Origin of the sequence: Janthinobacterium salmonicoloratum (assembly GCF_051380845.1) — a bacterium.
In the GTDB taxonomy this organism is placed as follows: Bacteria; Pseudomonadota; Gammaproteobacteria; order Burkholderiales; family Burkholderiaceae_D; genus Janthinobacterium; species Janthinobacterium lividum_F.
In genome coordinates this window covers 456,418-474,545 of the sequence record NZ_JBNYXV010000001.1, presented here as the reverse complement: position 1 = coordinate 474,545, position 18,128 = coordinate 456,418, and the positions used below count along the sequence as shown (strand labels likewise).

15 protein-coding genes and 1 riboswitch are annotated in these 18,128 nt (G+C 64.5%); of the genes, 13 read left to right on the top strand and 2 right to left on the bottom strand.

Annotated elements, in window-relative coordinates; genetic code table 11:
* Positions 1–203: 203 nt before the first annotated feature.
* The 4 genes from ACQ4WY_RS02210 to ACQ4WY_RS02195 all read left to right on the top strand — a co-directional run bounded on the left by ACQ4WY_RS02210 (position 204) and on the right by ACQ4WY_RS02195 (position 5,978).
* A complete protein-coding gene (locus ACQ4WY_RS02210; RefSeq protein ID WP_436502631.1) occupies positions 204–1,283 on the top strand; it encodes an LLM class flavin-dependent oxidoreductase in 1,080 nt (359 codons plus the stop codon).
* A 34-nt stretch (positions 1,284–1,317) separates the two neighbouring features.
* Positions 1,318–2,472, top strand: coding sequence for an LLM class flavin-dependent oxidoreductase (locus tag ACQ4WY_RS02205; RefSeq protein ID WP_436502630.1), 1,155 nt, complete (start codon positions 1,318–1,320; stop codon positions 2,470–2,472).
* A gap of 219 nt (positions 2,473–2,691) precedes the next feature.
* Positions 2,692–5,064 (top strand): TonB-dependent receptor, encoded by a 2,373-nt coding sequence (locus tag ACQ4WY_RS02200; protein ID WP_436502629.1) that lies wholly within the window; start codon positions 2,692–2,694, stop codon positions 5,062–5,064.
* 74 nt (positions 5,065–5,138) lie between these two features.
* Positions 5,139–5,301: riboswitch (FMN riboswitch) on the top strand.
* A gap of 173 nt (positions 5,302–5,474) precedes the next feature.
* The gene (locus tag ACQ4WY_RS02195) at positions 5,475–5,978 is read left to right on the top strand and encodes a 6,7-dimethyl-8-ribityllumazine synthase (RefSeq protein WP_436502628.1); all 504 of its coding nucleotides are present in this window, start codon (positions 5,475–5,477) and stop codon (positions 5,976–5,978) included.
* A 65-nt stretch (positions 5,979–6,043) separates the two neighbouring features.
* On the opposite strand, the gene ACQ4WY_RS02190 is transcribed toward ACQ4WY_RS02195, so the two are convergent.
* Positions 6,044–7,105 carry an ABC transporter substrate-binding protein gene (locus ACQ4WY_RS02190; protein ID WP_436502627.1) on the bottom strand — a complete coding sequence of 354 codons (1,062 nt, stop codon included), beginning with the start codon at positions 7,103–7,105 and terminating at the stop codon, positions 6,044–6,046.
* 229 nt (positions 7,106–7,334) lie between these two features.
* Between ACQ4WY_RS02190 and ACQ4WY_RS02185 the strand changes: the two genes are divergently transcribed.
* From ACQ4WY_RS02185 to ACQ4WY_RS02150, 8 genes are read left to right on the top strand one after another with little or no spacing between them, the layout of a single operon-like run.
* The gene (locus ACQ4WY_RS02185; protein WP_436502626.1) at positions 7,335–8,084 is read left to right on the top strand and encodes a class II aldolase/adducin family protein; all 750 of its coding nucleotides are present in this window, start codon (positions 7,335–7,337) and stop codon (positions 8,082–8,084) included.
* Between the two features lie 22 nt (positions 8,085–8,106).
* Positions 8,107–9,186, top strand: coding sequence for a PhnD/SsuA/transferrin family substrate-binding protein (locus ACQ4WY_RS02180; RefSeq protein ID WP_436502625.1), 1,080 nt, complete (start codon positions 8,107–8,109; stop codon positions 9,184–9,186).
* A complete protein-coding gene (locus tag ACQ4WY_RS02175) occupies positions 9,183–10,025 on the top strand; it encodes an ABC transporter permease (RefSeq protein ID WP_436502624.1) in 843 nt (280 codons plus the stop codon). Before ACQ4WY_RS02180 ends, ACQ4WY_RS02175 begins: the two co-directional genes overlap by 4 nt.
* A complete protein-coding gene (locus ACQ4WY_RS02170; protein WP_436502623.1) occupies positions 10,022–10,786 on the top strand; it encodes an ABC transporter permease in 765 nt (254 codons plus the stop codon). Before ACQ4WY_RS02175 ends, ACQ4WY_RS02170 begins: the two co-directional genes overlap by 4 nt.
* Positions 10,787–10,790: 4 nt before the next feature.
* A complete protein-coding gene (locus ACQ4WY_RS02165; RefSeq protein ID WP_436502622.1) occupies positions 10,791–12,044 on the top strand; it encodes an MFS transporter in 1,254 nt (417 codons plus the stop codon).
* Complete coding sequence (locus tag ACQ4WY_RS02160) at positions 12,041–12,925, top strand: ABC transporter ATP-binding protein (protein ID WP_436502621.1); 885 nt, start codon at positions 12,041–12,043, stop codon at positions 12,923–12,925. Before ACQ4WY_RS02165 ends, ACQ4WY_RS02160 begins: the two co-directional genes overlap by 4 nt.
* Before the next feature lie 39 nt (positions 12,926–12,964).
* The gene (locus tag ACQ4WY_RS02155) at positions 12,965–14,026 is read left to right on the top strand and encodes an ABC transporter substrate-binding protein (protein ID WP_436502620.1); all 1,062 of its coding nucleotides are present in this window, start codon (positions 12,965–12,967) and stop codon (positions 14,024–14,026) included.
* Positions 14,027–14,074: 48 nt separating this feature from the next.
* A complete protein-coding gene (locus ACQ4WY_RS02150; RefSeq protein ID WP_436502619.1) occupies positions 14,075–15,127 on the top strand; it encodes an ABC transporter substrate-binding protein in 1,053 nt (350 codons plus the stop codon).
* A 19-nt stretch (positions 15,128–15,146) separates the two neighbouring features.
* Here ACQ4WY_RS02150 and ACQ4WY_RS02145 read toward each other — a convergent pair whose 3' ends face one another.
* Positions 15,147–15,269, bottom strand: coding sequence for a hypothetical protein (locus ACQ4WY_RS02145; protein ID WP_353656961.1), 123 nt, complete (start codon positions 15,267–15,269; stop codon positions 15,147–15,149).
* 163 nt (positions 15,270–15,432) lie between these two features.
* On the opposite strand from ACQ4WY_RS02145, the gene ACQ4WY_RS02140 reads away from it, so the two are divergent.
* A complete protein-coding gene (locus ACQ4WY_RS02140; RefSeq protein ID WP_436502618.1) occupies positions 15,433–18,126 on the top strand; it encodes a polysaccharide deacetylase family protein in 2,694 nt (897 codons plus the stop codon).
* The last annotated feature ends 2 nt before the right edge of the window (positions 18,127–18,128 follow it).

Here is an 18,128-nt window from a genome sequence, read left to right as displayed (position 1 = left end):
GCTCCGGCTTTTTTCATGGCTGCTGCGCGCGCAGCACGCTGCTGCCATGGATGCAGCGGATTGCTGCCAAATCAACAGCGAATGGCGCTGGCGGGCGCACGCAGCATGGCATGTTTTCTGCGAGGAGGGTAGGGCAGACCGCTGCGCGCAAGTATGGAAAGCGCGCCCCGGCCCTTTCTTCGACCCACGACAGGAGTCCATGCATGACCATTGAATTCATCTGGCAATTACCCACCAGCGGCGATGGCCGCTATGCGGCGCCCGGCATCACGCGCCGCGGCGAACGGGCGGCAGGCGCGCCCAGTCCGCTGCAGCCGGGCGTGAGCGACCCACGCGGCGCGCGTCCGCCCTTCAACTATTTCGATTACCTGCACCAGATCGCCCGCGCGGCCGACCTGTCCGGCTTTGACGGCATCCAGGTGCGCCACGATACGCAAGGTGATGAAAGCTGGATCGTCGCCGGCTACCTGGCGCGCAGCACGCGCCACCTGAAGCTGATCGCTGAATTCGACGCGGCCTGGGGTTCGGCCGTGTACGCGGCAAAGAACGCCGTCAGCTTCCAGCGCTTCACGGGCGGGCGCTTCGCCTGGCAGATCAGCCAAGGTGGCGATGCGGCAGCGCGCCGGCGCCAGGGCGATGCGGCGCCGGACGCCGATATCCTCCCGCGCATCGATGAATTCATCACGGTGGCGCGCGGCGTGCAGAACACATCGCCGTTTAGCTTCAAGGGCAAGTTCTTCGAAGTGCAGGACGGCGGTTTCAAGGGCCCGCTGGCGAACCACCCCGTCAACGGCATCTATTTGACCGGCGATAGCGCCGAGGCGCTGGCGCTGTCGGCGCGCCAGGCCGACGTGCACGTGTTCGATGCGGCGCCGCTGGCGGACTTGCAGCCTGCCATCGACAGCTTGGCCGCGCAGGTACGCCAGCTGGGCCGCACGGCGGCGGCGGGCTTGCGCATCGACGTGCTGGCCCGTGAAACCTTCGACGAAGCCTTGCGCGACGCGCGCCGCTACCGCAGTGGCGCGGCGCTGCCCGGCGAACTGCCATCCGACGGCAGCACGGCGGTCTTCTGGCCCGGCTTTGCGCAAGCGCAAACAGGCGCCCATGGCGCCCTGGTCGGCAGCTATGCGCAGGTCAGCGCGGCATTGCAAGCCTACGCGCAGGCCGGTGTGTCGAGCTTCGTGCTGGCCGCCATCCCCCATTTCGAGGAAGCCTACCGCATCGGCGAGCACGTGCTGCCTCGTGTGCGGGCAGCGTTGAGCGCGCAGCTGCAAGCGGCTTGAGTTTCTGTATCCAACCTACTGAAGGAGTACCTTGATGGCAATCGATTTTTTCTGGCGCATCCCCACGCATGGCGAACCGAGTTCGCACCGCGCCCGCACGCCGTTTCGCGGCGACTGGTTTCCCGGCAATGACAACCTGCGCCAGGCCGGCCTCGGTGGCGGCGGCGCCGACGGTTTTAGCTACATCGACTACCTGGCGGAAATCGCCCGCGCAGCCGAGATATCGGGCTTCCAGGGCGGCTTGATTCCGTCCTTTCCGATGACGGATGAACCGTGGGCCATTTCCGCGCTGCTGGCGCGCGAGACGAGCACCTTCCGCTTCATGATCCCGTTCCAGCCCGGCTTTTTGAACCCCGTGGTGGCGGCGCGCATGACGGCCAGCCTGCAGCGGGCCACGGGCGGCCGCGCACTGTACAACGTGATCACGGGCGGCGGCGGCCCGGCGCAGCTGTGGTGGGGCGATTCGGCCGGCCACGACGACCGCTACACTCGCACAACGGAATTTCTCGACGTGGTGCGCGGCGTGTGGCGCGGCGGGCCATTTTCCTACCAGGGCAAGTTCTACCAGGTGGAAGACGCGGGCCTGGCCACGCCCCTGTCGGAGCAGGACTTCCCCGAGATTTACTTTTCCGGCTCGTCCGACGCGGCCCTCGGTTCCGCGTCGAAGCATGCAGATTACTACCTGACGTGGCTGGAACCGTTCGAGCAGCTGCGCGAGAAATTCGCCCGGGTGCATGAAAAGACGGCGCTGCTGGGGCGCAAGATCAAGTGCGCCGTGCGCGTCGACATCGTGGCCCGCGCCACGGAGGAAGAGGCGTGGGACGAGGTGCGCAAGGGCTTTGACGCCGTCGATGCCGCCACCCTGCGCCAGTTCCTCGGCACGGATGGCGGCAATTCCGTGGGTGCGGCGCGCCAGCGGGGCAACCGTCCGACCACCCTGAACAGCTACAAGGACTTGATCACGGCGCCGAACATCTGGTCCGGCTTCAATCTCCTGCGCGGCGGGCAGACGCAGGGCATCGTCGGCAGCTATCAGCAGGTGGCCGAACGTCTCGATGAACTGGTGCAGCTGGGCGCCGACGCCTTCATCCTGGCCAGCACGCCGCATCTGGAAGAAGCGTACCGGGTGGGCGAAGAAGTGCTGCCCCTCGTGCGCGGACATACGGCAGCTTTGTTGCGCGCCGCCTGAGTATCCCCTGTTGCCGCGACAGCAGCGCCACCGCCTGCTGTCGCGCAGGCAGCATGCGGCAGCAGCGCTGCTGCCAAATCAACAGCACTATCATGTCGATAGTCTTCCTTTTAAATCAAACACTTAAGTTAATTTTTCTGCGCTGCGGCAGCGGGCATGCGCCTTGCAATAACAGTCATCACCATCTCGCGTTTTGACTTTACTCAAGGATAACCACCCATGCGCCGTTCGACTGCCCCCGCCGCCTTTTCTTCCTTTCCCTTTCATCTGACCCCGCTGCGCCGCGCGTTGCGCTCGGCCTTCGCCATCGGCGGCTTGATGCTCGTCCATGGCATGGTCCACGCGGAAACGCCTGGCGCCGACGTCATTGCCTCGGCCGACGCCAACGGCGCCGGCGAGGGCGCCTCCTTGCAATCGGTGACGGTGACGGCGCAAAAGCGCGAGGAATCCGCGCAAAAAGTGCCGAGCGCGATCACGGTCCTCGGTGGCAAGGAGCTGCTCGATACTGGCATCGGCCGCTCGGCCAGCGAAATCCTCAATTACGTGCCGAACGCCTCGGCCGGCACGCAGCAGCACGGCCGTCCGCGCTGGTGGATACGCGGCGTGGGCGCGGGCCAGCAGCAAATTGATTTCCCGAATCCCGTCGGCTTTTACCTCGATGACGTCTACATCAGCAATTCCAGCGCCACGGGCTTTCCCCTGTTCGACCTGGACCGGGTGGAGGTGCTGCGCGGCCCGCAAGGCACCCTATGGGGCAAGAATACGACGGGCGGCGCCATCAATGTGATTTCGCGCAAGCCGTCCTTCAAGTCCAGCGGCTACGCCAAGCTCGATTACGGCAGCTACGACACCACCCTGGCCGAAGGGGCCATCGGCGGCGCGCTGGTCGACGAAGTGCTGGCGGGGCGTTTGTCTTTCCACACGGAGCAGCAGGACAAGGGCCGCTTCCACAACCAGTTTACGGGCGAGCGCGATGGAAAACTCAAGGATAGCGCCATCCGCGGCCAGCTCAAGGCCCTGATCGGGCGCGACCTGACGGCGAACCTGAACCTGCATTACCGCGACTACACGACCAAGGGCGCCACCACCACCGTTGCCAGCTACGGCGCCAATGGTGTGTACCGCAACGGCTACGTCCCCAGCACCAATCCCGATGATGTCAGCACGAATGCACCGGCCGACAGCGACGTGAAACAGGGTGGCGCCCAGCTGAACCTCGAGTACGCGCTGGGCGAGCTGACCCTGACGTCGATCACGGGCTATGAAAACTTCCGCAACGAAGCGACGGGCGACAGCGACAACACGCCGCTGGAAGTGGGCCGCAGCCGCTCGAAGGCCAGCAGCCGGCAAGTGTCGCAGGAGCTGCGCCTGACGTCGCCGCAAAACGGCGCCGTGAGCTGGGTGGCTGGCCTGTTCTACTTCAATGAAAAGATCGATTCCGATTCGGCCGGCGCACGCCTGCCCAATGGTACCGTGCCGGCGCTGGCGGGCAGCACCCAGCCTGTCGGCTACAACCGCACCGTCTACCAGCACAAGGCGCGCAGCGCGGCCATCTTTGGCAGCACCACCGTCAACTTCAGCGAGCAGTTCCTGTCCACCTTTGGTTTGCGCTGGACCACGGAAACCAAGGACCTGGACTTGCAGCGCGTGCAGGCCGCATCGAACACGGTGACGTTTGGCGATGCGTCGAACTGGTGGAACACGGTCCGGGGCGGCAATTACACGGCCGCTTTGGTCGCCAACAACAACTTCACGTCGAATCCGTCCACCACGTGGAATGCGCTGACGTATGACGTGACGCCCGAATACCGCTTCAGCCGCACCTTGCGCGGCTACCTGAAATACGCGCACGGCATCAAGTCGGGCGGCTACAACACGAGCGCCACGGACGTGCGCGCATTGAATACGGTGAAACCGGAAACCCTGAACTCGTTCGAGGCGGGACTGAAATCGGAATGGCTGGACGGGCGCCTCAATTTCAACGCCAACGTCTTCCATTACGATTACAAGAACGTGCAGGTGAATATCACGGGCGTGTACAACGGCGACCCGACGCAAAGCGTCAATTACCTGCAGAACGTGCGCAAGGCGCATGTGAACGGCGCGGAATTCGAGATCGAGGCGCAGCCGACGGACAACCTGCACATCAACGCCAATATCGGCCTGCTGCGCACGGAATTCGACGATTTCGCCATTCAAAACAATGGCGGCGACCGTTCCGGCAATGAGTTCGTGCGTTCGCCCCACGTGACGGCCTTGCTGGCGGCCGATTACCGCTACCCGCTGGGCAATGGCGCGCAGTTGGTTTTCAGCGGCGACGTGCGCTACACGTCCAAGCAGTACTACTATGTCGACCCGCAAAATGCCGCTCGCGACTTGCTGAACCAGGGCGGCTTCGCGCTGGCCAATGCGCGCCTGTCGTATGTGCTCCCGGGCGGCAAGCAGCGGATCACGGCGTATGCGAACAACCTGGCCGACAAGGTTTACCGCAACCACACGCTCACCAGCTTCGTGCCGGGCGCCGTGAATGGCGACACGGTGATCATCGGCCAGGGGCGCACGGTGGGTGCGTCGTACACGGTGCAGTTCTGACCGCGCAGGGCAGGGGCAGGGGCGATATGCTGTAGTCGCCGGGCGTGGCTGCCGCACCCTGTGCGCTGGCCGCGCAACGTTCTCAGGGCGGGGTGCGATTCCCCACCGGCGGTAATGGCATACGTGCCTAGCCCGCGAGCGCTTGCCGGCATGGTCTTCGGGGCTATGACGACAAGGTCAGCAGACCTGGTGTGATTCCGGGGCCGACGGTATAGTCCGGATAAAGAGAGAGCGGGATGGAACCATTGTGTTGGTGTCGGCATATGCCCGGTGCATGGACGGCCTGTGTTTGCCGTCGGTGCGCTGGCGCGCGTGCCTGCATGCGCAGTTGGGCGTGGCTTTCGCGCGCCTGTCATATCCCCTTCGATTCTATGCCCTGTTTTTATCATTCTTGAAAACAGGAGTCTTACATGTTACAAACGTTACACGCAGCACCCGGCAAGCGCATCGCCTTCATCCAGGCGGGCTGGCACCGCGACATCGTCGCGCAATGCCGATTGTCCTTCATCGCCGAAATGGCGACCCTGGGTTTCACGCAGGACGACATCGATGTCATCGACGTCGCCGGCGCCTTTGAAATCCCCCTGCATGCGCAAGTGCTGGCCAGGAGCGGCCAATACGCGGCGATTGCAGCTTCCGCCCTGGTGGTCGACGGCGGTATCTACCGGCATGACTTCGTGGCCGATGCCGTCATTTCCGGCATGATGCAGGTGCAGCTGGCGACGGGCGTGCCCGTGTTGTCGGCCGTGCTGACCCCACACCACTTCCATGCGGGCCACGAGCACCAGGAATTCTACTTCCAGCATTTCAAGGTCAAGGGTGTCGAACTGGCCACGGCTTGCGCGGCCACCATCCACTCGCTGCAGCGGCTGGCGCAACCGGCTAGCGCGCCGCACGAGGCCTTGGCCGCCTAGGGCGCCGTTTGCCTTGACGCCGTAGTACCCGTGGCCAGCGCAATTCGTGCGCCGGCCCCGTTTCTTTATGCCGCCTGCTGCAGCAGCGCGTCGAGGCGCCGCTGCGCTTCCTCCAGCGGCCGGCGGTCAATCCAGCTATCGATATCGACGTCGCGGTCGAGAAAACCGTGCTGCAGCTGGAAATCCTTCTGCTGGCGGAACAGGGCCACCTTCTCGTCGGACAGGTCGGGCGCCAGGGTCAGGTGAAAACCAGCGCGGTAGGCTTCGGCCACGGCGTCGGCGCCGGCCCGCGTTTCGCCCTGCAGGATGGCCAGCACGTCGGCCTGGTGGCTGCGCGCCCAGTGGGCGGCGCGCAGGGTCTGCGTCAAAAAGCGCACGACCAGCTCGAAATGCTGTTCCAGCATCGTTTCATGCACGGTAATCGGCCGTGGCGTGCCGTTATTCACGCGGAAGCGCCGGTCGGGCAGGGCGTCGATGTCGACGCCCACTTCCAGCCCCGCCGCACGGGCCGCCTCGGCCGCCGCCGCGCCTTTCACGTAGACGGCGTCGACTTCGCCGCACAAGAGCGGCGCGATGCCTTGCCACAGGCCCGCGCCCAGATTGGCCTGCGTTGGCGCCTCGCCCCCCACTTCCACCAGCCGCACATCGTCCAGCGTCAAGCCGGCCGAGGCCAGCACGCCTTTGTAGCCGGCCAGGCTCATGCCGCGCGCGATGCTGCGCCCGCGCCGGTTCTCGCGCAAATCCTCGGCGCGAAAGGCGGGTAGCGCCAGCCGCTTGCCCTGCAGCTGCGCGGGCGTCGTGATGCCGGAACCGGGGCGCACGAGGATAGCTTGCCATTCGTCGATCCAGGTCAGGCCGACCAGGCGCGTGGGCGCCCCTTGCGCGCGCGCGGGCAGGGCCAGCAGGTTGCCCCCTTCGCGCACGAGCGTGGACAGGCCGTGGTCGTAATGGTGGCGCGCCAGTTCGCCGCCTACTTCCTGCAGGGTTTTCAGGGCGATGCCGTCGCGGGCGAATTCCTCGTCCAGCCAGCCCAGTTTGTAGGCCAGGCCCGTGGCTGTGGGCACGGGGCAGCGCGTGAACCAGACGGTATCGACTGTATCGATGGGAGCGGAGCTTGCGTTAGTCATGGGATTCCTTCGTGGTGAGTGGGAGCCTTGAGCCGTGCAGGAAACGTGCCCGCAGCGCTTGCTGGCTTGCCGACAGTGCCTGCGTCTAGCGCTGCTGCCGCGCCAGCAGCCGCTGTTGCGCAGGCAGCAGCCGTCCAGCATTGATGCGGCCCAGGCGCTGGCACGCGTCTTGCGAAAGCAGGAGGTAGACAAAACCCGGTCTCAACCTTTTTACCGAATGGAGCATGACATGACGGACGTGGCACAAGCGGAAGCACAACAAGTACAGGTGCAGGAATTGACGGTAGCCGAACAGGCCTTCGTGGAGCAGGTGCGGCGCGATGCGCAGACGGCCTTCGACGGCCTGCGCGAGACGGGCAGCCTGACGGCCAACGGTACGGTGGGCTTTGTCGAGCGCACTCCTGGCGGTGACAAGGTCGTGGTTGTCAACGACCCGGGCCCGTTCCGCCGCGGCCAGCCCTTGAAGGCGGCCGTGCTGGCGCTCGATGGCACGGTGATCGTGGGCGACGCCAACAACGGCGGCGCGCGCTATTTAAAATTGTTCCGCGAACGGCCCGAGGTCACGTCGATCTCGCACGTGCATTCGCCGTCCTTGGGCGCGTGGGCGCAGACGCACCGCACCCTGCCGATCCGCTACGTGCCCGTGCAGCGCTTCCAGCTGATACGCGAAATTCCCATCTATATCGACCGCCGCCAGCCGGAAGTCGATTTCATCCTCGGCGAAATCGCGCGTAACACGCACGCGACGGCCATCCTGGAAGCGAATGGCGGCGCCACCGTATGGGGCAAGCAGGGTTTGCTGAAACTGGCCGAGTTCATTCTGCTGCTGGAAGAGGGCGCCAAGATCCAGATCGCGGCCGAAGCCATCGGCGGTTCGCGCGATTTCGGTCCCGGCGTGCTGCTGCAGCAATGGAAGATGAGCAAGCTGATCGATACGGCTCGCGCGCTTTCACTGCTTCCTGCCACCGATCTGGTGTAACCCTTTCAAGAACAGGCCCGAGATGTCATTGAAATTCTTACGTTTGCGCTGGCGCAAAGTATTCGCCACCGCCGTGCTGGCCAGCCTGCTGGCGCCCGCCATCGCGCTGGTGGCCGCCGCCGAGCCACTGCCGGAAGCCGTGCGCATCGCCGTCGTGGCCCGCACGGCGCCGTCCGGCAAGACCGTGTTTGCCGGTTCGGCCGCCCAGGTGGCATCAACGGGCTGGCTGGCCGCCGAACTGGGCAAGCTGGGCGTGAAGCTGGAATGGGTGCCCGTCACCACCAATTCGGTGGCGACGCAGGTCAACGAGGCATTTGCCAATCACTCGATCGACCTGGCCCAGTATGGCGACTTGCCATCGATTATCGCCAATGCCTCGGGCTTGCAGACGCGGCTGATTCTGCCCGGCGGCAGCGCCAATAACACCTATCTGGTGGTGCCCAATGGATCGACGGCCCGCTCGATCAAGGACTTGAAGGGCAAGAAGATCGCCCTGCACCGGGGGCGGCCGTGGGAATATCCATTCGCGCGCCTGCTGGAAGCGAACGGCATGACCTTGCGCGACGTAAAAATCCTCAACCTCAATCCACAGGCGGGCGCGGCGGCCGTGGCGACGGGCGGCGCGGACGCCTTCTTTACCCTCAGCGACGCCTTCCTGCTCGAGGATAAAAAGGTCGGCAAGATCATCTGGACCAGCAAGGCGCCGCCGCAGGACTGGAAGATGCGCGCGGAACTGTGGGCTGACAGCGGTTTCCTGCAACGCTATCCGCAGCTGGCCCAGCTGGTGGTGACGGCGTATGTGCGCGAACACCACCGGGCCGCCGGCGCCGGTGGTGAAGATGAATATGTGCGCAGCGAGGCGGCGGCTGGGCAGGTGGAAAGCGTCGTGCGGCGCGAACTGGCGGGCGACCATACGCCGTGGCAGGCGCGCTGGTCGCCCTTGTTTACGGCCAGCCTGCGCCAGCACTATGTGGGCGAGGCGGCGTATGCGAAGAGCGCGGGCCTGATCGGGCGCCCCCTGCAAGTTGACAGCCTGTTCGCGCCCCAGTTCGTCAACCAGGCGCTGGCGCAGCTGAAGCTGCAAACGTACTGGTCGCCATGACTTCCCTCGTCAACGCAATCGCCTTGCCGCGCGCCCCGGCGCCAGCGCGTGCAGCCTCTGTCCCCTTGCTGCAGCGCTTTATCCGTTCCCCCTGGTCCGTGTGGGCGTCGTCGTTCGCCTTGCTGCTGCTCTGGACGGCAGCTACCACGTTCGAATGGATGCCTGCGCATATTTTGATGTCGCCCTGGCAAGTGCTGCTGACGGCCCGCGACCTGGCCGAGAGCGGCGAACTGGGCCAGCACCTGGGCATCAGCCTGTTCCGTCTGCTGGCCGGTTTCGGCCTAGGTGCCAGCGCGGGCCTGGCCTTCGGCGTCGTGCTGGGCCTGTCGCCTGGCTTGCGCAGTTACGTCGACCCTACTTTCAATGTCTTGCGCCAGCTGCCCACCGTGGCCTTGATCCCCCTGTTCATCTTGCTGTTCGGCATAGGCGAGAGCTTCAAGGTGTTTATCGTGGCCAAGGCCAGCTTCTTCATCGTGGCGCTGGCCGTGCATGACGCCATCCGCAACCTGTCGCAGCGCTACTTTGAGGTGGCGCACGTGTATTGCTTTTCGCGCTGGCAGCGCATCCGCCTGATCGTCTTGCCGGCCATCGTGCCGGCCGCGCTGACGGGCATGCGCATCGCCCTGTCGCGCTCGTGGATGGTGCTGGTGGGCGCGGAATTGCTGGCCGCCGACAGCGGCCTGGGCCAGATGATGGAAATGGGCCGGCAAATGTTCCGTCTCGACGTGGTGATGGTGGGCGTGGTGCTGACGGGTGTGATCGGCTTTGGCCTGGACCGGGCCTGCCACGCGCTGGAATCGCGGCTGATGCGCTGGAAGCGCGACGGGGAGTCCGCATGAAGCAACGTTTGAGTTTGATCCTCAAAGGCGCGCTGTTGCCGCTGGCCTTGCTGGGCGCCTGGCAATGGGCATCCGGTCAGGGTGCGGCAGCCGCCTATATCTTTGTCTCGCTGGGCGACCTCGCGCACAGCTTGCGCGACCTGGTCGTGACGGGCGAATTGTGGGTGCATTTGCGCGCCAGCCTGGGCCGCACTCTTGCCGGCTTGCTGCTGGGTGGCAGCGCCGGCATCGTCACGGGCGCGCTGATGGCGCAGTCGCCGTTGGCTGACAGATTGATAGGCCCGCTGTTCCACAGCATCCGGCAAGTTCCCTTGCTGGGCCTGATACCCTTGCTGGGCTTGTGGGTGGGCAATGGCGACGGCGCCAAGCTGCTGGTGATCGCCATCGCCGCCTTTTATCCCACCGTGCTCAACACGTATGCGGGCATGCGCCAGGTGGAAGGAAGATTGCGCGAAGTGGGGCAGGTGCTGACCCTGACGCGCTGGCAAACCTTGCGTCAGATTTTGCTGCCGGGCGCCATGCCGGCCATCGTTACCGGCGTCACGCATGCGCTGGCGTTCGCCTGGCTCGCTTGCCTGGGCGGCGAACTGCTGTTTTCGGCCGGCCCCGGCATGGGTTCCTTATTGCTCAACGGCGAAGTGTCTGGGCGCATGGATGTCGTCTTGCTGGCCGTGCTGGTGATCGCGCTCCTGGCGCAAGCGATGAACGTGGCGTTTGCGCGGCTGGCGCGCCTGCTGGTGAAGGGGCGCAGCAGTGAGTGACTCGATGCATTTACAAGCGGACGCGGCCGTCAGCGCGCGCGAAGGCGAACTGCGCGCCTTCTTGCTGCGCTTTATCGGCCTGACCTTGCTGTCAGGCGTGACCATCGGCATGAACAAGGTGCTGGCCACCTTACTGGGCTTGCATTTGCACGTGAGCAATTTTCAGCTGGCCGCGATCAGCAGCGCGGAAACCCTGGCCATGGCGCTGGGCACCATACCGGCCGGCTACATTCTTTCGCGCGGCAATCCGAAGCACTTGTACGCGGGAGTCAGCCTGAGCCTGGCGCTGGCTTTTTGCGTGCTGCCGTGGCTGCCTGGCTGGCAGTGGGTGGCTTTGCTGATGTTTTTGGTCGGCCTGTGCATTTCACTGCGCATCGTGGCCATGAGCACCGTGTTTCTCGTGCGCCTGCCGGAACTGGGGCAGGGCAAGGCGGGCTGGTACAAGGGGACGTTGATCTTGGGCATGCAGTTCCTCGGGCCCTTGTGCGGCAATTATCTGATTGCGCAACTGGGGCTGAAGGCAGGCTTTTTGATTTCCGCGCTGATGTTCGCCATCCTGGCCGTGCTGGGCTGGCAAGTGTTGCCCGACAACACGGCGCCGCGCAAGCAGGGGGGATATGCTGCCGTGCCCGGTGCGGCCAGCCTGCGCGAGCTGCTGCGCCTGCCTGTCGTGCGCGTCACGTATCTGTTCGAGATCCTCGCCAGCTTCACGGCGTCCAGCGTGGGCGTGTTTTCCATCTTGCTGGCCATCCGGGTGCTGCACTGGCCTGCGCACCATTCCGTCTGGCTGATGGCCGTGCAGGGACTTAGTTGCGTGCTGGTGCTGCTGTTCCTCGGGCGCTTCGTGCTGGCCAGCCGCTACCGCGAACAGCTGTATGGCGGCGCGCACCTGGCCATCATGGTGGCCTTGCTGATCCTGGGTTTGTGGCCCAACAGCATTGCTTATCTGGCCGCCTCCGTGTTGCTGGGCCTGGGCCTGGGCGTGAATAACCTCGTCAATACGGACAATATCGCCCGCGCGCCCGTCGACAAGGCCAGGGTCTCGGCCCATTTGACCCTGTTCGGCATGGTGGGCGGCACGGCTGGCGCGCTGGCGGCGGGCCGCCTGGCTGACCTGACGGGCTTGCGCAATGTGTTCCTGATCTGGCTGGCTCCGTGGCTGGCCGCCTGGCTCTATTTCCACGGCAGCCGCTGGCTGCGCCGGGCGCCGCCCGCCGCCATTCCTTCCTTCGACCCCACCGCAGAGAGTGCGCCATGAATGATTTCGTTTCCCCATCGACCTTGCTGCCACAGCGACAGCACCTGAGCGGCGGTCTGCAAGTGCAACATGTGAGCAAGTCGTTTTCGCTGAAAGGCGCACCGCTGCTGGTGCTCGACGACATTTCCCTGACGATTGCGCCGGGCGAATTCGTTGCCATCGTGGGCGCGTCCGGTTGCGGAAAATCCACCCTGCTGCGCCTGCTGGCGGGTCTCGATACGGATTACACGGGCTTGCTGCTGCACGATGGCGTACCGATACGCGGCACGGATTTGCACCGTGGCCTCGTGTTCCAGGATCACCGCCTGTTTCCCTGGCTGACGGTGCAGCAGAACGTGGCCGTGGCTTTCAGCAATACCAAGGTGCCATTGGCCGAGCGCGCATCGCGCGTGGCGGCGGAAATCACGCGCGTGGGCCTCGATGGCTATGCGGATGCCTACCCGCATCAATTGTCGGGCGGTATGTCGCAGCGGGCGGCGATTGCCCGTGCCCTCGTCGGGCGGCCCGATGTGCTGCTGCTGGACGAACCGCTGGGCGCGCTCGACGCGCTGACACGCTTGCGTTTGCAGCAAGAGCTGCGCCGCCTGTGGCAGGACGAGGGTATCACCATGGTGATGGTCACGCATGACATCGATGAAGCCGTCTACCTGGCCGACCGCATCGTCGTGCTCGATGCGCGCCCGGGCAAGGTGCGCCGCGTGCAGGACGTACCGCTGGCCCATCCGCGCCAGCGCGGTTCACCGGGCTTTGTCGCCATCCGCGACGGCTTGCATGCGGATTTCAGCGACCTCGACGACACGCACGCGCCCGTGGCGCAGGACGAGGTACACCCCAGCAGCTCATGGGATGGCAATGAATGGGCGCGCAGGATGGCGCTGTAGTTGACATGTCTGATCGATTCACCCACCAGGAGATAGCAAATGAGCAATGACAATCAAGCACTCGATACCCTGTGGTACACGCGCTGCCCCGTCCCCACGGGACTGGGGATAGCCCTGCAACAAGGCTGGTTGGAAACAGCCTTGCGCGTCGACGGCACCAGCTTGCGCTCGCTGCGCGAGTCCGAGCAGGAAGCCGTGCGCGAATCGCATTTCGACCATACCTTGCAAAATTCCGTGCGCCACGGCGGCAATATTCCCGCCCTGTGGGCGCGCGCGGCGGGGCGCGAGACGCGCGTGATCGGGCTGTCGTGGTCGGACGAGACGCAGCTGATATTGACCTTGCCCGACAGCGGCATCAAGACGGTGCGCGACTTGAAGGGACGTCGTTTCGGCTTGCCATTGTGGGCCAAGGCGCAGATCGACTTTGCGCGCGCGCAAGCCTTGCGTGGTCTGGAAAATGCGCTGAGCCTGGAAGGTCTGGCCGTTGCGGACGTGGAACTGCTTGATTATGTGATCGCGGCGGGCCAGAGCGAATCGCCGCCGGAGCAGGGCGCGGCGACGAATCTGTTCAGCGGCGAGCGGCGCGGCGGGCAAAGTCCGGAGCTGCTGGGACTGCTGCGCGGCGAGGTGGACGCCATCTTCCTGAAAGGCGCTTCCGCCGCGCAGCTGGCGCAGCAGTTCGGCTTGCATGCGGTGATCGACACGGGCATCCATCCGGAACCCCTGATCCGCGCCAACAACGGCACGCCACGCACCCTGAGCGTCGATGCCCACTTGCTGGACCATCATTTCAGTTCCGCCGTCACCCTGGTCGAGCAGGTACTGCGGGCCGAAGCGTGGGCGCGCGGCCATGCGGACGAGACGCGGCGTTTCCTCGCGCGCGAATCGAATGCCAGCGAGCACTGGGTGCAAGTGGCTTACGGCAAGGATGCGCATTTGCGCCTGGACACGGACCTGGCGGAAACGTCGATCGCGGGCTTGCAGGATTTCAGCGACTTTTTGTTCCGCTGGAACTTCCTGCCAAGCAAGGTCGACGTGCGCGCGTGGATCGATCCCCGTCCTTTCGAAGCGGCGCTGGCGCAGTCGCGTCGTGCGGCTTGAGCGGGAAGCACGTCAACAGTGGCCATGATTGATGATGAGGAGAATGCGATGCGGCGACGCACGGTGATGGGCGGGCTGGCGCTGCTGCCCCTGGCGGGACAGGCAGTGTCGGCGGCGAAAGCGGGGGCGCCACCGGCGGCCCTGCGCATCGCCTCGACGGGGTTTGCGGAAAACGGCAGGGCGGAACTGGGCGGCATCGCTTATCGGGTGCAGCAGGAAGGCTGGCTGGCGCGCGAACTCAAGCAGCGAGGCGTGCGGCTGGAATGGCTGCCCGTTACCGGTGACACGGGCGCCACCATGAACGAGGCGTTCGCCAGCGGGCGCATCGACATGGCCGCGTATGGCGACTTGCCGTCCGTCATCCTCAACGCGGGCGGCGTGCGCACGCAGGTGATCGTGCCAGCGGGACGGGGCACGGACCAGTTCCTGCTGGTACCCAGCAGTTCACGCGCCACGTCATTGGCCGACCTGAAGGGCAAGCGCATCAGCGTGCACCGGGGCCGGCCATGGGAACTGGGCTTGCGCCAGCTGATCGCCGACCAGCGCATGTCGCCCACGGATTTTCGCTTGATTAATATGGACTTGAAACCGGGCACGGCCGCGCTGGCCACGGGCGCCGTCGACGCCTTGTTCATGATCAATGGCTATCCGCTGGAAGACAAGGGCATCGGCCGCATCATCTGGTCCAGCAAGGGCTTGCCGGAACGCAAAATGCGGGCGGAACTGTGGGCGCGGCGCGACTTTACGCAAGCCCATCCCGACATCGCCGAACTGGTGGCCACGGCCTGGCTGCGGGCCCAGCACTGGGCGGCGCTGGATGGCAACCGCGAAGCGGTCATCAGGGATGGCACGCGCAATGGCACGCCCGACAGCGTGGTGCGGCGCAGCTATGACGATCCGGGCTTGCAGTGGAAGGAGCGCTGGTCGCCCCTGTACGACGACGCCGTGTACCGCCATTACCGGCGCGTGCTGGCGTTTGCGCAGGAACAAAAGCTGATCCGACTACCGTTGACGGCGGAGGAATTGCTGGAACCGCGTTTTGTCGCGGCCGGCCTGAAAAAGCTGGGGCTGGCCAATTACTGGGAACCGGCCAAGGTGTAGCGCTACCGTGGGGGGCGCTTCAGTGCGGCAGACACACGCGTCCCACCAGTTTTACGCCCGTATCGCCCGCATGCGCGCGCAGTTGCAGCAGCATCAGGGCCACGCCCAGCATCAGCGCGGCTGCGCAGAGTTTCTTGTGCATCGTCTTTTCCGTTTTCACTATTTTTATGGAGGTTTGCGACAATATTATTGCCGAAATTCAGCGTGCGGATGATCGAATTGCTAAGCGTGCTCTACAATTATGCATCTTGCGCATCCGCGCCATCTGAATTCTATGCATAGTATGTGAAGGGAATGACAAGCCTGTGACTTCCAAGCCGATCAAGATCGCCGCCACCGTCGTCGTGGCACTCGCCGCTGGGGCCGGCATTTATACCTACACCCGTCCCGCCGCCACCGCTGCGCCGGGCGCTCCCGCTTCGGGCAGTCCGGCCGCCGCGCCCCAATCCGCCGTTGATACGGCCGCCGTGGCCAGCCAGTTCCGCGACTTGCTGGGCAATTTCCGCAAGATCATCGTGCTGCTGGCCGACGAGCAAAGCTTGCCCGAAGGGGCGCGCGACGAAGCGCGTAAAGTGGGGCAGGCGCTGTTCCATGAAAACCAGGAACGCATCGCCAAGCTGGACGCGGCGCTGGACCAGCTGATGGCGCCCACCAATCCCGGCCGCTTCGAGGCGCTCGACAGTCTGTTGACGTATATCGAATCCGATCCCGGCCTGTACGATGCGGACCGCCTGGCTTTCCGCGAACTGCTGCAAAGCATGCTTGCCGACGTGGCCAAGGATTCCTCCTTGCCGGCGATCAAGCTACACAAGCGCATTTCCGAAGACCTCGATGCGCTGGGCGAGATCGAGCGCAATTACGAGAAAGAAATCCGGCAAATCTTCGGCAACCTGGGCCAGCGTGCCATCGAACTCAAGCGCGAGCGCTGGGACGATTACGTGGCGCAGCTGAAAAAGCTCTACAGCCGCGAACAGATTTTGAAGGAAAACGGCATCGTCGTACCGTATGCGGTGCCACCAGCCGGCTCCCTACCCGAAGCCAAGCCGGCGCCAAAAAAAGATGAGACGGAAATCTTCGGCCTGGGCTTGCCGAAGAAAACCATCGTGCTGACCTTCGACGACGGCCCGCACCGCCGCTACACGGAAGAAATCAGCGCCATCCTGAAACAGTATGGCGTGCCGGCCGTGTTCTTCAACGTGGGCCGCAACCTGGGCAGCCTGGACGCGGAAGGTCACGCCAAGCTGAACGCGGGCGCGGAAGTGAGCCGCAAGCTGATGAAAGAAGGCTATGCCGTTGGCAACCACAGTTTCAGCCATGCACAGTTGTCGAAACAGACGGGCGACAAGCTGAAAGGCGAAATCCTCGGCACCGACACTTTATTGAAAGCCATCAGCCCCGAGCGGGCCGCGCTGTTCCGCTTTCCGTATGGCGCACGCAACAGCGAAGGCATGGCCGCGCTGGCCGATGCGCATTTGAAATCCGTGATGTGGAATATCGATTCGCTGGACTGGGCCGACCCCGTGCCCAGCTCGATCACCAACCGGGTGCTGGCGTCCGTCGACAAGGCGGGGCGCGGCATCATTCTGTTCCACGACATCCACGAGCGTACGGTGAAAGCCTTGCCAGCCGTGCTCGACAAGCTGATCGCCGAAGGCTATCAATTCGCGGGCTGGGATGGCACGAGCTTCCAGGTGGCGAAAAGCACGGCGCCCGCGCCGGAAAAAGTGCCCGTCACCACCGGTTATGCCAATTCCTGGGCCGTGGTAATCGGCATCGATGACTACGCGAAATGGCCGAAACTGCAATATGCGGTGCGCGATGCGCAAGGCATCCGCGAAACGCTGATCGAAAAGTTTGCATTCGCGCCCGAGCGCGTCGTGACCCTGAAGAATGGCGAAGCGACGCGCAACAATATCCTGGCCGCCTTCCACGACAAGCTGGCGCATGGCGGCGTGCAAAAGAACGACCGCATCTTTGTCTTCTTCGCCGGCCACGGCGCCACGCGCAAGCTCAGTTCCGGGCGCGACCTGGGCTACATCGTGCCCGTCGATTCCGACCCGGCGCAGTTCGCCACGGATGCGATTCCGATGACGGAAATCCAGAATATCGCGGAGTCGCTGACGGCCAAGCACGCGTTTTTTGTCATGGATGCCTGCTACAGCGGCCTGGGCCTGACACGGGGAGCCGGTTCCAGCTCCTTCCTGCGCGACAACGCCAAGCGCATCGGACGGCAAATGCTGACGGCCGGCGGCGGCGACCAGCTGGTGGCCGATGGCGGGCCGAACGGCCACTCCGTATTTACCTGGACCCTGCTGCAGGGCCTGGCTGGCAAGGGCGACCTGAACGGCGACGGCCTCATCACGGCCACGGAACTGGCGGCCTACGTAGCGCCGGCCGTCTCCAGCGTATCGAACCAGACTCCCGCGTTTGGCAGCTTGCCCGGCTCGGAAGGGGGCGATTTCGTCTTTGAATTGCCGGGCGAGACGGAATTCCTCAGCCCGAACACGACGCAACTGTCGACGGAAGCCATCGCCCTGAACAGCAAGCTGGACGCCAAGCCGGCGGCCGCCAGCGTGACGGTGAAGGATTTGCAGGGCGGCGAACAGAAGATCGTCACGCCGGGCGCCGTGCCGACCTCCACGCGCCAACTGGCGCAGCGGGCCAACGACCGCGGCTTGCAGCTGTACAAGGAGAAACAATATGCGGCGGCGGAAGCGCAATTTACGGAAGCGCTGAAATTGCGCCCCGACTTCGCGCTGGCGGCCAACAACCTGGGCTTTGTCTTCTACAAGCAGGAAAAATACCGCGAAGCGGCCCGCTGGTTTGAAAACACGGTCAAGATGGACCCGTCGCGCGCGATTGCCTATTTGAACCTGGGAGACGCCTATGCCAAGGCTGGCGATGCCGCCAAGGCCAAGGCCGCATACAAAACCTATCTGGAGCTGGCGCCGACGGCCTCGACAGCGCCGGCCGTGCGGCAAAAGATGGAGAAGCTGTAAGC

What these genes read in the sequence shown, in the direction of transcription:
- ACQ4WY_RS02150 (WP_436502619.1), top strand. Translation starts at nt 14,075, where the DNA reads ATGCGGCGACGCACGGTGATGGGCGGGCTGGCGCTGCTGCCCCTGGCG.
- ACQ4WY_RS02145 (WP_353656961.1), bottom strand. Translation starts at nt 15,269, where the DNA reads ATGCACAAGAAACTCTGCGCAGCCGCGCTGATGCTGGGCGTGGCCCTG.
- ACQ4WY_RS02210 (WP_436502631.1), top strand. Translation starts at nt 204, where the DNA reads ATGACCATTGAATTCATCTGGCAATTACCCACCAGCGGCGATGGCCGC.
- ACQ4WY_RS02185 (WP_436502626.1), top strand. Translation starts at nt 7,335, where the DNA reads ATGACGGACGTGGCACAAGCGGAAGCACAACAAGTACAGGTGCAGGAA.
- ACQ4WY_RS02200 (WP_436502629.1), top strand. Translation starts at nt 2,692, where the DNA reads ATGCGCCGTTCGACTGCCCCCGCCGCCTTTTCTTCCTTTCCCTTTCAT.
- ACQ4WY_RS02155 (WP_436502620.1), top strand. Translation starts at nt 12,965, where the DNA reads ATGAGCAATGACAATCAAGCACTCGATACCCTGTGGTACACGCGCTGC.
- ACQ4WY_RS02190 (WP_436502627.1), bottom strand. Translation starts at nt 7,105, where the DNA reads ATGACTAACGCAAGCTCCGCTCCCATCGATACAGTCGATACCGTCTGG.
- ACQ4WY_RS02175 (WP_436502624.1), top strand. Translation starts at nt 9,183, where the DNA reads ATGACTTCCCTCGTCAACGCAATCGCCTTGCCGCGCGCCCCGGCGCCA.
- ACQ4WY_RS02180 (WP_436502625.1), top strand. Translation starts at nt 8,107, where the DNA reads ATGTCATTGAAATTCTTACGTTTGCGCTGGCGCAAAGTATTCGCCACC.
- ACQ4WY_RS02165 (WP_436502622.1), top strand. Translation starts at nt 10,791, where the DNA reads ATGCATTTACAAGCGGACGCGGCCGTCAGCGCGCGCGAAGGCGAACTG.
- ACQ4WY_RS02160 (WP_436502621.1), top strand. Translation starts at nt 12,041, where the DNA reads ATGAATGATTTCGTTTCCCCATCGACCTTGCTGCCACAGCGACAGCAC.
- ACQ4WY_RS02205 (WP_436502630.1), top strand. Translation starts at nt 1,318, where the DNA reads ATGGCAATCGATTTTTTCTGGCGCATCCCCACGCATGGCGAACCGAGT.
- ACQ4WY_RS02195 (WP_436502628.1), top strand. Translation starts at nt 5,475, where the DNA reads ATGTTACAAACGTTACACGCAGCACCCGGCAAGCGCATCGCCTTCATC.
- ACQ4WY_RS02170 (WP_436502623.1), top strand. Translation starts at nt 10,022, where the DNA reads ATGAAGCAACGTTTGAGTTTGATCCTCAAAGGCGCGCTGTTGCCGCTG.